General features: G+C 65.5%; 14 protein-coding genes and 3 tRNA genes. 9 read left to right on the top strand and 8 right to left on the bottom strand.

Annotated elements, in window-relative coordinates; genetic code table 11:
• The 3 genes from VF647_24505 to VF647_24495 all read left to right on the top strand — a co-directional run.
• Window positions 1-412 (top strand): hypothetical protein (locus VF647_24505; protein ID HEX8455262.1); only part of this gene is annotated, 412 nt, incomplete at its 5' end.
• A 59-nt stretch (window positions 413-471) separates the two neighbouring features.
• On the top strand, window positions 472-1,275 hold the full coding sequence (locus VF647_24500) for a DUF3883 domain-containing protein (protein HEX8455261.1): 804 nt from the start codon (window positions 472-474) through the stop codon (window positions 1,273-1,275).
• A gap of 465 nt (window positions 1,276-1,740) precedes the next feature.
• Window positions 1,741-2,040, top strand: coding sequence for a hypothetical protein (locus VF647_24495; GenBank protein ID HEX8455260.1), 300 nt, complete (start codon window positions 1,741-1,743; stop codon window positions 2,038-2,040).
• 2,427 nt (window positions 2,041-4,467) lie between these two features.
• On the opposite strand, the gene VF647_24490 is transcribed toward VF647_24495, so the two are convergent.
• The 3 genes from VF647_24490 to VF647_24480 all read right to left on the bottom strand — a co-directional run bounded on the left by VF647_24490 (window position 4,468) and on the right by VF647_24480 (window position 7,185).
• Complete coding sequence (locus VF647_24490; protein HEX8455259.1) at window positions 4,468-5,124, bottom strand: hypothetical protein; 657 nt, start codon at window positions 5,122-5,124, stop codon at window positions 4,468-4,470.
• A gap of 100 nt (window positions 5,125-5,224) precedes the next feature.
• Complete coding sequence (locus VF647_24485) at window positions 5,225-6,313, bottom strand: heavy metal-binding domain-containing protein (protein ID HEX8455258.1); 1,089 nt, start codon at window positions 6,311-6,313, stop codon at window positions 5,225-5,227.
• A gap of 47 nt (window positions 6,314-6,360) precedes the next feature.
• Window positions 6,361-7,185, bottom strand: a complete 825-nt coding sequence (locus VF647_24480) for an endonuclease/exonuclease/phosphatase family protein (protein HEX8455257.1) — start codon at window positions 7,183-7,185, stop codon at window positions 6,361-6,363.
• A gap of 231 nt (window positions 7,186-7,416) precedes the next feature.
• Between VF647_24480 and VF647_24475 the strand changes: the two genes are divergently transcribed.
• From VF647_24475 to VF647_24450, 6 genes are all read left to right on the top strand, one after another.
• On the top strand, window positions 7,417-7,887 hold the full coding sequence (locus VF647_24475; GenBank protein HEX8455256.1) for a DUF4440 domain-containing protein: 471 nt from the start codon (window positions 7,417-7,419) through the stop codon (window positions 7,885-7,887).
• A gap of 71 nt (window positions 7,888-7,958) precedes the next feature.
• Window positions 7,959-8,186 (top strand): hypothetical protein, encoded by a 228-nt coding sequence (locus VF647_24470; GenBank protein ID HEX8455255.1) that lies wholly within the window; start codon window positions 7,959-7,961, stop codon window positions 8,184-8,186.
• Window positions 8,183-8,932, top strand: a complete 750-nt coding sequence (locus tag VF647_24465; GenBank protein HEX8455254.1) for a zeta toxin family protein — start codon at window positions 8,183-8,185, stop codon at window positions 8,930-8,932. The genes VF647_24470 and VF647_24465 overlap by 4 nt, the downstream gene beginning before the upstream one ends.
• Before the next feature lie 112 nt (window positions 8,933-9,044).
• A tRNA-Val gene (locus tag VF647_24460) sits at window positions 9,045-9,118 on the top strand.
• A 5-nt stretch (window positions 9,119-9,123) separates the two neighbouring features.
• Window positions 9,124-9,197: transfer RNA gene (locus tag VF647_24455), tRNA-Asn, on the top strand.
• Between the two features lie 11 nt (window positions 9,198-9,208).
• Window positions 9,209-9,281 (top strand) — tRNA-Gln (locus VF647_24450).
• A 97-nt stretch (window positions 9,282-9,378) separates the two neighbouring features.
• Here VF647_24450 and VF647_24445 read toward each other — a convergent pair.
• The 5 genes from VF647_24445 to VF647_24425 all read right to left on the bottom strand — a co-directional run bounded on the left by VF647_24445 (window position 9,379) and on the right by VF647_24425 (window position 12,143).
• Window positions 9,379-9,630: a DUF3565 domain-containing protein gene (locus VF647_24445; GenBank protein ID HEX8455253.1), complete on the bottom strand. Its 252-nt coding sequence runs from the start codon at window positions 9,628-9,630 to the stop codon at window positions 9,379-9,381.
• On the bottom strand, window positions 9,627-10,340 hold the full coding sequence (locus tag VF647_24440; GenBank protein ID HEX8455252.1) for a hypothetical protein: 714 nt from the start codon (window positions 10,338-10,340) through the stop codon (window positions 9,627-9,629). The genes VF647_24445 and VF647_24440 overlap by 4 nt, the downstream gene beginning before the upstream one ends.
• Window positions 10,337-11,449: an endonuclease/exonuclease/phosphatase family protein gene (locus VF647_24435; protein ID HEX8455251.1), complete on the bottom strand. Its 1,113-nt coding sequence runs from the start codon at window positions 11,447-11,449 to the stop codon at window positions 10,337-10,339. The genes VF647_24440 and VF647_24435 overlap by 4 nt, the downstream gene beginning before the upstream one ends.
• Before the next feature lie 106 nt (window positions 11,450-11,555).
• Entirely contained in the window at window positions 11,556-11,825 is a 270-nt protein-coding gene (locus VF647_24430; protein ID HEX8455250.1) for a hypothetical protein, read from the bottom strand.
• A 30-nt stretch (window positions 11,826-11,855) separates the two neighbouring features.
• A complete protein-coding gene (locus VF647_24425; protein ID HEX8455249.1) occupies window positions 11,856-12,143 on the bottom strand; it encodes a GNAT family N-acetyltransferase in 288 nt (95 codons plus the stop codon).
• Window positions 12,144-12,339: the final 196 nt, after the last annotated feature.

Here is a 12,339-nt window from a genome sequence, read left to right as displayed (position 1 = left end):
CTGCTGGGTAATGATCGCAAATCCGGCAGCCTGCTCGGAAGGCATCAGCTTGCACACGGTCTGCCACGACGCCATTTACGTTGACCGCTCCTACAACGCAGCGCATTACCTACAGTCAGTGGACAGAATCCACCGCCTCGGTCTCGGAGAGGGAGTGGAGACGAACATCTTCATACTCCAATCGGTCGCTCCCGAGCAGGTCGGATCAATTGACCACTCAGTGAGCCGTCGGCTCGCGTTGAAGATGCGACAGATGGAGTCAGTTCTCGACGATGCCGACATCCGGGAGATGGCGCTCGATGAAGAGAATGCCAACGCGCCTGTTGACCGTGACATCACGATCGCTGACCTAGAAGATATTCTCGAGCAGCTCCTGAGCGGTGCAATCCCGAATCACGAGCAAGCGGGGTAGGCGCCGTGTCTCCGTCTCCCACGGGTCAAGTTCTTGGGGGCGTTGTAGATCCAATCCGCATGAGCGTCATCAATGCGGTAATTGAAATCGCGACGTACAGAGCCGCGTATCCAGCCAGCCCAGTTGCGGAGGCACAACGTGTCTTGTCACAAGGTTTGGCGGCATCAACAGGCCACGCGTATGGAGAGGCGGCCGCGCTGATCACCAAGCTTCCCGCGCTCCAAGTACCTGCCGGAGCTGACCGCCAAACCACCATTCGCGCCCTGCTCCGAGACCTCACCACCACCTTCCGACCTGCATGGGCAAGTCTCATCCCAAAAGGTCGCCGCTTCGTCGCCGCTTACCTACCGGGGAACGCTTTTCAGTGTCTCCAGGCGGCAGGTCTGTACGCTGAGGTGCCTGACGAAGGCGCGCTTGAATGGTGGGACGCACTCTCAAGTCAGTTTCGGTCAGTAACGGATCTTGATCGTACCCGCGTAGGTCGCGAAGGCGAGCGCCTCACTATGGCCTATGAAGAGGCGCGCCTAGCGGCCGCCGGGCGACCCGATCTCAAACCAACGTGGGTCGCGCTGGAAGACAACTCACTGGGCTACGACGTTCTCTCGTACACGCTGGACGTCGCTGGTACAGAAACCCCTCTGCACATTGAAGTAAAGTCCACCTCGACTGGCTCGCGGCGGATGTTCGTCACGCGCAATGAGTGGAAGGTGGCAATGAGCCTGGCGGAGGCGTTCGCACTGCACTTCTGGGATCTTCCGACAACCGCACTCTCCGTGCTTCGTGTACCCGACTTGCAGATAAGCATACCCATTGATCAGGGGCAGGGTCAGTGGGAGAAGGTGCAGGTGGCTTTACCGAGGTAGTTGTCAGCGGTATTACCACCGAACCGATTGCTGAAATTCGGCATCAACTCCGTAATCTTAATGGTCTAGAAACCAAAAGTGCACATCAGCGGCTTGGGAGCGAATAGAAACTTTGGAGCACATGGTGGGGCGAGTGATCGTGTAAGAAGCGGAAGCGGGGTCGTCTGTCATAGGGACGCTGGCGCGTGTTCAAGGGGCTGGCGGAGGCGCTGGGGACGAGCGGGGCGGAGTTGCTGCGGAAGGCAGAGGGTGCCGGATAGCGGCAGGCGTGTGGGGCACCGAGATACACCCACCCTTCGGCACGAAATTAGAATGCGCACTCGCACGACGCGTGGAGGGCACATTTGTCAACCGGACCACCTACGCACGCTAAGTGATGAGGAGAGGAATGCGTTGGTGATCACTGGGTACCCGCCGATTACCCGTATGGCTGCTTAGTTTCACAACTCTAGAGGAGACGCAACAATGTTCATGGTGATGAGTGCGGCAACAATGGTAAACAAGGGCACAGGTCAGATTGCGCAGTTAGGCGAAGGGTACGTGCTCAACTTGGACCACGTTCGGTATGCACATTTCCGGAAGAGTACCGACAAAGACAAAGCCGGAACCGGGGCGAGCTCGCAATTGCTAGTTGACGGGACTTCCTGCATCGACATCTGGACCGATGGGGACCTCGCCGACAAACCCACTCTGACCTTCTTCTTTCCAGAAGAGGTTCACGGGGATTACCAAAAACTTAGCAGGCTACTAACTGAGGAGTCTTGATTCTGGATATCGGCTGAGGGGAGGCAAACGGGAGCAAAGCACAGATCCGAGCACCAACGCTGATCGGACACGAGCGCGTTGAAGCTGCACCCGACGTACATCAGCCAGCTGGAGCGCGGGCTGAAGTCGACGACGCTGCGCATGTTCCGCGGCCTGGCGTAGGCGCGCGGGACGAGCGGGGCGGAGCTGCTGCGGAAGGCGGAGAGCGCGGGATAGCGGCGCGGCGTCGGCTGTGCTGCGTCAGAAGGCGCCATCACTCCCTGTACCATGTGAACGCATGACCGAGCCGATATTGACCATTAGGCTTGCGGCGCGACCCGTTCTCGCGCAGCGCTGTACTCGCACCCGCTTCTCTTCTGCTGACCTGCTGAACGGCTGTCGAGGAGAATAATGGGCGTCGCGGATCCTGGTTATCAACACGGCTCTTGCGCGCCGCAACTGCGGAGAGTAGAGTGGCATCCTGCATGACTCAGGCGTGTCATAATTTGGCATCTCGATCACGCCTCCTCCCCTGACGTGCTCATCCGAGCACTCACAATCCAAATCGGCGCTCACTGAAGGCTCCGTGCGGCCTTTTCCTCCCCACGCCATTATGAGAGACGTCAATGAATGTACCCAGAATGCGCGCATTCGCGGCAGCAGGCTTCCTGCTCGCTGTGCAGGCATGCTCTGATGTTCCGCCCAGAATAACGGCGAGTATGGAAGGCAGAGGACACGTGGTACTATATCGGGGGCAATGAGGATTTAAGAAGGAATCCACACTGGTCCGCACGAATCGGAGACACCGCGAACTCGGTCAAAATCCTCTACGCACTCTCGTACTATCGTGACCTTGGTGATCCAGCTTGCTGGGGCTGCACCGCCCACGCGGGTGATTCGGAGTGGATCAACCTGCACGTATTCTACTATGGGGGTTACTGGTACGTCCGCAAGGCGAGACTCTCTGCCCATTGGAATGCTCCGACCGAATCGACCGAAACGGTATCGGCAGACAACCTGCAGTTCCCCGGGCAGCCCGGACGCATCGGTGTTTGGGTTGCCGAGTACAAGCACGCCAACTACAAGAGCGAGCACACGTGCAACTGGAGCGGTGGCTGGCTGGGGATCTCGGACAACTGCTCTGCGAACAGGTTCAGGCCGGGTGACCCGTTCTATGAGGTTTCCGCGCCCGCATACAAAAACCTTGGCAACTCGTGGCACCAGTATCGAAACTGTGTTCCCACGTACGATGTTCCGATAATTCGCATCGAGTGCTACTGGACCGCTGGAGCGCGTTTCACGGGCTGGCAGGACAGTAGCGTGAGTGGAAGCGGCGGTCCGTACTTCGATGCACTAACGGCATACTCTTACTGACCGAGCTACGCAGTCCCACCGTAGGCGGGAGGGTCCGCGGGGCGAACAGTCCCGAAGGGGCGCCCCGCAACCCCGTCTCACTCCCACACGGGTCCTGAGCCGTACCATCGCACGCCATCCCGGCGTGCCGGCTGCGAGGAGATCCGCGACTCGGCAATCCTCAGCTTCACCCTCAAGGATTTCCCTATGCTTTTCCGAAGGTTTCTTCTCCCGGCTCTTGTGTTGATCACGCCAACGCCTGCAATCGCCCAATGGCGTGAGCCCACAGTGATTCCGGTATATGCGCGTCCTTCCCTGTCTAGTTGGGAGACTTCCGCGATCGTCGCGAAACCCCGTCTGGCGCTAGCGGAAACTGAGCGTATCCCGAGTGTGGTGAAATACGCTGCGGCGGGTGCGTTGATCGGGGCGGCCGTAGGGTATGGCGCATACCTCATCCAGGAGAACACGATTTCGCACACGGACCACGAAATGGACCCGCTGGTTCGCGCCGGCTCCGTTTCGATCGGCACACTCGTGGGAGCCGTGGTTGGAACGTTGGTGCATGACTACCGCGCCCGACGGATCCGCACCGCGAGCCGGAGATAGCGGGTGAAGAAGAACCGGGCTACCGTTCGCGAAGATGGCCGACCAGGAGGCCGGCCCAGCCGCCCAATCCCAGGCCGACGAAAGGATATCCCAACGAGGCGTACCGACAGTACATGTTGTCGCCGACGTCACGCGACTTCGGCATGATCGCATACTTGATCACGCCCCCGGCGATTTCCCTTCCGATCGCGTACGGTATCAGCCAGCGCTTGGATGCTCGGGGGGTGGTGTCGGCAGGCAGCTCGTAAGCTGAACCCGCCAATGACGAATCAAGAGTCGCGAGGGGTGTCCGGAAATCTCCGCCGCTTTCGAGCGCGGGACGTAAACTGACCTCGATCGATGCCGAAACGAGCGCGCCGGCAGCCAGGCGCTACCCATGCGCTTCCGCGATTGCCAGGGTCTGCATCATCATGAACACGATGATGGATGATGCGAATGCCCGAACTCTCACTTCCCCTCCTCTCCCACTCCGGAAAGCACCGATTCTGGCTAACCGTCTCCGCGCTCTGCTCCAAGCCGAAGGAACGCCTCGTCATAACGGGTGGCCACCGCGCCCAGGTGCTCCGCGATCTCGCTCCAGCGCAGCTCAAGCTGGCTGCGCACCTCCCGCACCTCCTCCGAATCCTTGCCGCGGCGGGCGAGGCGGAGAGCGGACCACACGTTGCGGCTGCTCGTGACCAGCTGGCGTGCGACCTGGGGGAGCGGGCCGCGCGTGGCCGCGAGCACCTGCTCCATGGCGCGGTATGCGGCGCGGGCGGTGGCGGGGTCGTCCAGGTGGCCGGCGGCGAGCATGTGGTCCAGCAGGAAGGCCCGGTACCAGTAGTGGCTCAGGCGGTCGGTGGCCGTCTTGACCGTGAGGAAGTACAGCAGCTTGCGCGAAAGGCGCTTCAGCAGGCCGAGGGTGAGGCGCAGCGGGAGCGTCGCGCACCCGCTGCGGCCGGCGGCGTCTTCCGCGTCGAGCGCCGCGCGCACCTCCGGCGGGAGCGAGCGGCCGCGGGAGCGCGCCACCGCGCCGGGAATGCGCCTGCGAAAGTACCCCTCGAAGGCGTCGTCCACGAACGGCAGCGGGATCAGTACGGAGAGGCCGGCCAGCGTGGCGTCGGCATACCGGGACCACTCGAAGGCGGTCGTCCGCTCGTCAGGCATGGCAGTCTCGAGTACCGGGTGAACAAGGGCAGATCCAATTCCTGAGGCCATACCGCCATCGCATGACGCAGGCCGGTCTGCGTGAGCCCCCACCAGCGAGTCAGCTCGATGCGTAGATCTCCTGCAGCACCGCGATCCGGTCGGTGATCAGCCTGACCGCCTCGTCGCGAGGGAATTCCGATCGGGCGAAGCCGTAGGTGTCGAGGTGGCACTTCGGGCAGTGGGTCGCGTCCTCATCGGCGACGCCTCCACAGGGGCAGGCGAATGCCGGCTTCTCCCCGCCGAGAAGGCCGCGGCGCGTCGTGGGCGTCCAGCGCGGCGGAAAGGTGCGCAGGATCACCTCCCGCAGCTGAACCGCCTCGTCCAGGTCGCGCTCCTGGTACATTCCCGGATGTCCCTTGAGGAGCCGGAGGGCTTCCTTGCGCGCGACGGCCTCCGGGTACTCCAGCGCGGCGGAGATGCGGCGGTAGTCCACCAGGTGCAGCCGGACGATGATCTGCACGATCGCCTCGCGCAGGACGGCCGATCTCGGGGACGAGGTATGGCGGAGCATCAGGTAGAGGCGGTCCCTGGCCACCTCGGGATCGATCGCGTTGAAGAAGCGGACGGCGCGCTCCATCGTCTGCGGGCTGTCCGACAGCGCGTCCAGGCCCAGGAATGCGCCGAGCGCGAAGTCCGCCATCTCGGCCACCGCGTGCTCGGTCCCGAACTCCCATACCTCATCTGAGTTCACCAGAGTGTTGTTCCTGATGTCCGAGAGGAGCCGGTTGCGGCGAATCAGCACCTCCATCTGGTCGAATGGGAGCGGTGCACCCGGCTGGGCAGCGGCGGTCACGGCAGCCTCGGTCCGGCGCGCCCGGACGGCGGTCCCGATCGCGTTCAGCATGAACATCGACTTCCCCTGCCCCGAGATCTCGTCGAAGTCGATCGTGAGGCCGAGCACCGCGTTCGCGCCGGCTGCGCGGGCTCGCCGCCGGAGTTGCTCCACGGCGTCGTCATACAAGCGCGAAAGCTGGCGTCCATACGACTCTGAACGTCCGCCGAAGATGTCGCTGAAGCCGGCGAAGAGGTCGCTGAAGATGTTCGTGCCCGCCACCATGTGGACGGAGATCGGTCCGATGTACGCTTCCACCTCCCAGCCGATGATGGACGAGGTGTTGACGACGAGTACGCTGGAGGTGCTGTTCATGGGCACGGCGACGGGTTAGGGCAGGGGATGCGAAGGGAAACGCGGTATCAGCGAAGCCGCAGCCGCACCAGCAGCGCGCGGTGGTCGGATGCGTCGCCCGGAAGCACGCGGGCGCTCAGGCAGCGAGTGGCGCCGGTGAGGTACAGGTAGTCGATCCGCCGGTCGGGCGTGGCGACGGGGAAGGTGAAGCCATCGCCCTCGCCGCACTCCGGCCATGCATCGCGGAAGCCCGCCGCGCGCAGGTCGCCGTGGATGGCGCTCTGCGGGCGGGCGTTGAAGTCGCCGCCGAGGAGGAGCGGCATCCCACGCGACCGCGCCGTCTGCGCCACCCGCAGTACCGTGGCGATCTCCTGCGCGCGCCAGAGGTCCTCTCCCGATGCGTCCAGGTGCGTGTTGAGGATGGTAAGGGGGCCGCCCGGCGCGTCCACCTCGGCCAGCAGGACGCCGCGTTGCTCGCGGCCATCCACCGTGCGCCCCGGCGGCGCGGTGACGGCGAGGGGGATGAGCGTGTCCGTGCGGATCGGCCAGCGCGAGAGCAGCGCCACGCCGTAATCGCCACCCTGGAAGCCGATCGTCCGCCCGAACGCGACCGAGTAGCCGGCGAGGCGGGCCAGGATGGCGGGCTGATCGGCCGGGCCGGAGCGGCGCGTGTTGCGGTCCACCTCCTGGAGAAGGACGAGGTCGGCGCCCGTGCTCCGCACCAGTTCCGCGACGCGCGGCAGGTTCTCGGCGCCGCCCGCATCCTTGCCCGCGTGGATGTTGTAGACCAGCACCGTCAGCTCGCGCGCGGTCGGAGCGGCCGGAGGCGTGCTGGCGCAGCCCGCGGGCAGGGCGGCCAGCGCGAATAGCGGGAGGCGGAGGATGTTGGTCACGGGTCGGCAAAGGTCGGGTGGGCGCCGCGGGACCGACCGGGAGCGGCGCATCGGCACCACAATGCCGCCCGCGCCGCACGCACGCCAGCCCGGCCGCGGGCGCCCGATCACTGCGCGCGAAGGCCCGCTCCCGGCGAGCACGTTTGCGATACGCCGATGCGCGCGCATACCTTGGGAGAGCCGTCCTCCGCAACGCGGCGCTTGCCGCATCCCCGCACACCGGCCTGGCCCATGAACCGTACCTCCCGAAGCGTGCTCTGCGCACTCCTCGTCGCGCTCTCGCTGACAGCGTGCGCGGCGCCCCCGGCGTCAACCGGTCCGGTGCCGCAGAGCTGGAGCGCCGACGAGGCGCAGATCCGCGCCGCCATGCAGGCATCCTCCGACGCCTGGAACCGCGGCGACCTCAAGGGGCACCTCGCGATCTACGTGGACACGGTCACCTTCATGACGCCCAACGGCCCCCGCCCCGGCGTCGCGGCGATCGAGCAGTCGTTCACCCGGACGTTCTTCCAGGGCGGCAGGCCCAAGCAGAACCTGCGCTTCGAGCAGATGGTGGTGCGGCCGCTAGGCCCCGGCTCCGCGCTGGGCACGGGCCGCTTCATCCTCTCCGGCGGCGGCCAGGCGGACAATACCGGCTGGTTCACCCTCGTCTGGATCCGCACCGCCGCCGGCTGGCGCGCCGTCCACGACCACTCCGGCTGATCGCCGGGCGCGGATTGCCGTTTGGAGTGTATCAGCCTACACGAGTCGAACCACGAACCAGCCGGCGGACGATGACTGACCACGACGCGAAGATCGACTACCTGGAGCAGCACATTCCGGAGCTCGCGGAGGCGGCCGGCACGCAGGCGTACTGGGCATCGCTCGCCGCGGGCAACGACGTGCTGGTCATCGAGGAGGGAGCGATCTACCGCGTCTCTCCGGACGGCTCCCGGACCTTCATCCAGGCGACCGATCCTCCGGTCACCCTCGACACCGGGGTCGAGCGCGTGCTTTCGTGAGCGCGGACACGCCCCGGCTGCGGATGTTCGCCGGGCCGAACGGATCGGGAAAAAGCACCATCAAGTCGGTCATCCGGCCGGAGTTGATCGGCACGTACATCAATCCCGACGAGCTGGAGCAGCAGATTCGCGAGCGGGGTGCCGTCGACCTGGGAGCCCTCGGGGTCCATGCGGCCCAGGAGGAGATCGACGCGTTTTTCGAATCCTCGACCCTCCTCCAGCGCGGCGGACTCACGGCGGCGGCACGCACGATCCACTTACGAGGCGACTCGCTCGAGTTCGGCGACGTAGCGGCGAACTCCTACTTCGCGTCCGTCATCGCCGATTTCCTTCGCCGCAAGCTCGTCGCCTCCGGGGCCTCGGTGACGTTCGAGACAGTGATGTCGTCGCCCGACAAGGTCGACTTTCTTCGCGCTGCCCGGGCGCAGGGCTTCCGGACTTACCTCTACTACGTCGCCACCGGAGACCCGCTGGTTAACGTGTCGCGAGTGAAGAATCGGGTGCAGTTGGGGGGACACCCGGTGGCCGAAGAGAAGATCATCAGTCGCTACGCGCGCTCACTCGAACTGCTCATCTCCGCGATCCGTGCTTCCAATCGCGCGTACATCTTCGACAACTCTGCGAGCAGGCCGATCTGGCTCGCCGAGGTTACGGACGGACGGGAACTGGGGATGAAAACAAGCCGGGTTCGCGCATGGTTCAAACGCCACGTCTGGGACCGGATGGGCGCGCAAAACGAGGAGTAGCCGCTCTCGCGCTGCCGGGCATTCGCACCGGTACGGGCCTCCGGACGAATTTCCGGAGGGGGGTTGATGGATGGCGACGAGGGTTTTACATTCATGGCCTGTCGAGCGCCAGGGTCGATTAGCTCAGTTGGTTAGAGCGCTCGCCTCACATGCGAGAGGTCCGGGGTTCGAGTCCCTGATCGACCATATACGCCTGCTTAGCTCAGTTGGTTAGAGCATCTGACTGTTAATCAGAGGGTCCCAGGTTCGAGTCCTGGAGCAGGCGCCTTCTAGTAGAGCCCCCTGGTGTAATTGGCAACACGCCTGACTCTGACTCAGGAAAGTCCAGGTTCGATCCCTGGGGGGGCTACCTTCTCCCAAACACGAAGCGCCCGAGCTGAAAAGCTCGGGCGCTTCGTGCATTCCGCCCCCTCTCTCGATAACGGCGAGGGCGCAGCCCTCTCCTGTTATCGGGAGAGGGGGCAGCGAGGAACGAGCGGGGGTGAGGGCTCGCACACCCCGCACTCCAGCATCGTCCCGATGAACGCCGCGCGCCCCTCTTCGGTCGTGACCCAGGGGCGCACCTGCCAGGGCGGGTCGTGGCGCACGTGCCGCGTGTGGCCGCACTCCAGCTCCGCCGCCCAGTGGCCCTCGTCGTCCTGCCGGAAGCCGGTGACGCGGCGCGGGACGCCGGGGCCAAAGCGCGGGTCCCGCCTCACGCCCGGCGCGAGAGGTGGACCGAGAGCGCGGTGTAGAGCGCAGGGTAGACCAACGACAGCCACACCAGCCACCCCGGCGGGCTCGGGTACGTCGTAAGCATCCAGATCGTCATCCCCAGCCACACCACGGCGCCCAGCAGCAGCGGCATCTTGAACGGGCGCGGCGCCAGGTTGGGGTAGATGAAGCGCACCGGCAGCACCGTGAGCAGCGCGAGCACCAGGAGCATGACGGCGTTGGGCCACGGGCCATGGAAGTGGTTCACGATCCCCGCGTAGAACGCCACCACGTTCCAGTACGACGGAAAGCCCAGAAAGAAGCCGGCGTTCTCGTCCTTAGCGCCCGTGTTGGCGAAGCCGAAGAGCGACGCCATCAGCGCCGGCACGATCCACAGCAGGCGCGGCTCCGGCACCCACCCCATCCGCCACACCAGGAGGAGCGGGAGGAAGGTGAAGGTGAGGTAGTCGACGATGTCGTCGATGGTGCGCCCGTCGATCGCCGGCGCCCAGCGCTTGACCTGCCACGCGCGCGCGAGCGGCCCGTCGGTGGAGTCCACCAGGACGGCGGCGACGTTCAGAAGGAAGAAGCGCACCGGCGACGGATCGTCGCCGATCAGCTCGATGGCCGCGGCGAAGCCGAACGCGACGCCCGACGCCGTGTACGCGTGGACGGCGTAGCCGCGCGCCCGCTGCCCGAAGTCGGGCGCGCTCATTCGCGTCCCGGGCGGTCGTCGCCCGTGCGCGCGGCCTCCACCTCCAGCTCCACCTTGTCCTCCGCCTCCTCCATGTCCCCCTCGCCCACCGGAGTGGGCGCCTGCTCGCGCGACGCATCCGGCTCGTAGCTCAGCTCCACCAGCATGGGGAAGTGATCGGAGCCGATGTGCGGGAGCCGCTGCAGGTCGCAGAGGCGAAAGTGGTTGGAGTGGAAGACGTGGTCCAGCGGGTAGCGGAAGATCGGGTTGTTGGCGTTGAAGCTGTTGAAGAAGCCGCGCCCCACCCGCGGGTCCAGCAGCCCGCTCAACCGTAGAAAGAGCTCGCTCACCGGCGACCAGGCGACGTCGTTCAGGTCACCCGCCACTACCGTGGGCACGTCGCCGGCGGCGCGGATGGCGCGGCCCATCAGCACCAGCTCCGCGTCGCGCGGGGTGGAGTCCTGGTCGCGCAGCGGCTCGGGCGGGCGCGGATGCAAGCCGTGCAGCGTCACGCAGTCGCCGCTCGGCAGCTCCAGCACTGCGTGCACCGAGGGGATGTCGTCCTGCACCATGAACTCGATCTTCGCGTCCACCAGCGGGAGGCGCGAGAAGAGCATCATCCCGTAGTAGTTCTCCTGCGGCTGGTGGACGACGTGCGGATACTCCTCCACCAGCGGCTGCAGCGCGCGCGCCCAACGCTCGTTCGTCTCCACCGCGAGCACCACGTCCGGGTCCGCGTCGCGGATCACCTGCAGGAGCCGCTCGTGCTCCTCGTTCTCCATCAGCACGTTGGAGATGAGGAGCCGAAAGGTGGAGCCGCCTTCCTTGCGCCGCTGGCGCGGCCCCAGCTTGCTGCGCTGCACCTGCACCCGGTGCAGCGGCGTGTACGGAAAGATTTCGCGGAGCTGCACCGCGATCGCCGCGCTCACCGACCCCAGGAACACCCACTCCAGCGGGCGCCCGCGGTGGAAGTAGAGCGCGTAAGCGCCCCCGGAAACCGCGGCGACCGTTGCGATCTGCACGCGTGGGAAGTCCCACAGCCGCACGAACCAGTGCGGGTTGCGGCTGAAGCTGAGCAGCGTTCCCACCGCGGTGAGCGACCCCAGTCCTACCGCGGTCCACCGGAGCACCCCTGGCTGCATTTCTGGCTCGACGTTCTCGTGTGGAGGAGCGGCTCGCGGGTGCCTGGTGCGGCCCCAACGGTGGGATAAAGCAACACGCGGGCCGGAAGACGCGTCAGGGGGGCGGCTGCGGGTCGCGCGCGGTGTCCGTCTTCACCAGCCGGCCGATCTCGATGTGCGAAGTGGAGAGGTCGCCCGCGATGTCGGCCATCCGCTCCGTCATCTCGATCACCGTGCGCACGCCGTCGCCCCACACCTGGCCCACGTAGCAGTCGCCGGCCTTGAACATGACGCGCTGCGCCTCCTCCATCGACTGCAGCGCTTCCCACACGAGCTCGCGGGCGTGCTCCAGGTGGTCCACCGAGGTGCTTTCCCGATCGGGCATGGGTTGGGCGGGCGTGGGTGAAGGTGCTTGCTACTCGGGCGACTGCACGACGTCCGCGAACTCGGGGTGGCGCGCGGCGTAGTCGCGCGCGAAGGAGCAGTACGGCACCACCTTGTGCCCCTTGGCGCGCGCCTGCTCCAGCGCCGCGCGCACCAGGCTCCCGCCGATCCCCTGCCCCTCCATCTCCGGCGGCACGCCGGTGTGCAGGAGGAAGAGCTTCCCCTCGCGCCGGTCGTAGGTGAGCACCGCCACCCCTTCCGGCGTCTCCGCCTGGAACTGCCCCTCCGCCTCGTTGTCCACGACCTCTGGCTGCGTCATGCTTCTCCTTGTGTGGCGAGTGAACTCGCTGCAACAACAGCACAAAGTCCGCCTGCGCGCAATGCCGTTTACCTAAGCACCTCAAGGGTCCGCATCACCGTCCGGGAGCAGTCACTCCGCTTCCGGACGGGATAGCGGCTCTGCTTTCGTTTGACCCCACGATTCACCTGCCGGCTCCGGCGCTCTCCGACGTCCT

Origin of the sequence: Longimicrobium sp. (assembly GCA_036387335.1) — a bacterium.
In the GTDB taxonomy this organism is placed as follows: Bacteria; Gemmatimonadota; Gemmatimonadetes; order Longimicrobiales; family Longimicrobiaceae; genus Longimicrobium.
This window is presented reverse-complemented; position numbering and strand designations above follow the sequence as displayed.

Coding starts and splice junctions, on each gene's coding strand:
- VF647_24470 (HEX8455255.1), top strand. CDS start 7,959: ATGACTGACCACGACGCGAAGATCGACTACCTGGAGCAGCACATTCCG.
- VF647_24500 (HEX8455261.1), top strand. CDS start 472: ATGAGCGTCATCAATGCGGTAATTGAAATCGCGACGTACAGAGCCGCG.
- VF647_24440 (HEX8455252.1), bottom strand. CDS start 10,340: ATGAGCGCGCCCGACTTCGGGCAGCGGGCGCGCGGCTACGCCGTCCAC.
- VF647_24475 (HEX8455256.1), top strand. CDS start 7,417: ATGAACCGTACCTCCCGAAGCGTGCTCTGCGCACTCCTCGTCGCGCTC.
- VF647_24490 (HEX8455259.1), bottom strand. CDS start 5,124: ATGCCTGACGAGCGGACGACCGCCTTCGAGTGGTCCCGGTATGCCGAC.
- VF647_24485 (HEX8455258.1), bottom strand. CDS start 6,313: ATGAACAGCACCTCCAGCGTACTCGTCGTCAACACCTCGTCCATCATC.
- VF647_24430 (HEX8455250.1), bottom strand. CDS start 11,825: ATGCCCGATCGGGAAAGCACCTCGGTGGACCACCTGGAGCACGCCCGC.
- VF647_24425 (HEX8455249.1), bottom strand. CDS start 12,143: ATGACGCAGCCAGAGGTCGTGGACAACGAGGCGGAGGGGCAGTTCCAG.
- VF647_24495 (HEX8455260.1), top strand. CDS start 1,741: ATGTTCATGGTGATGAGTGCGGCAACAATGGTAAACAAGGGCACAGGT.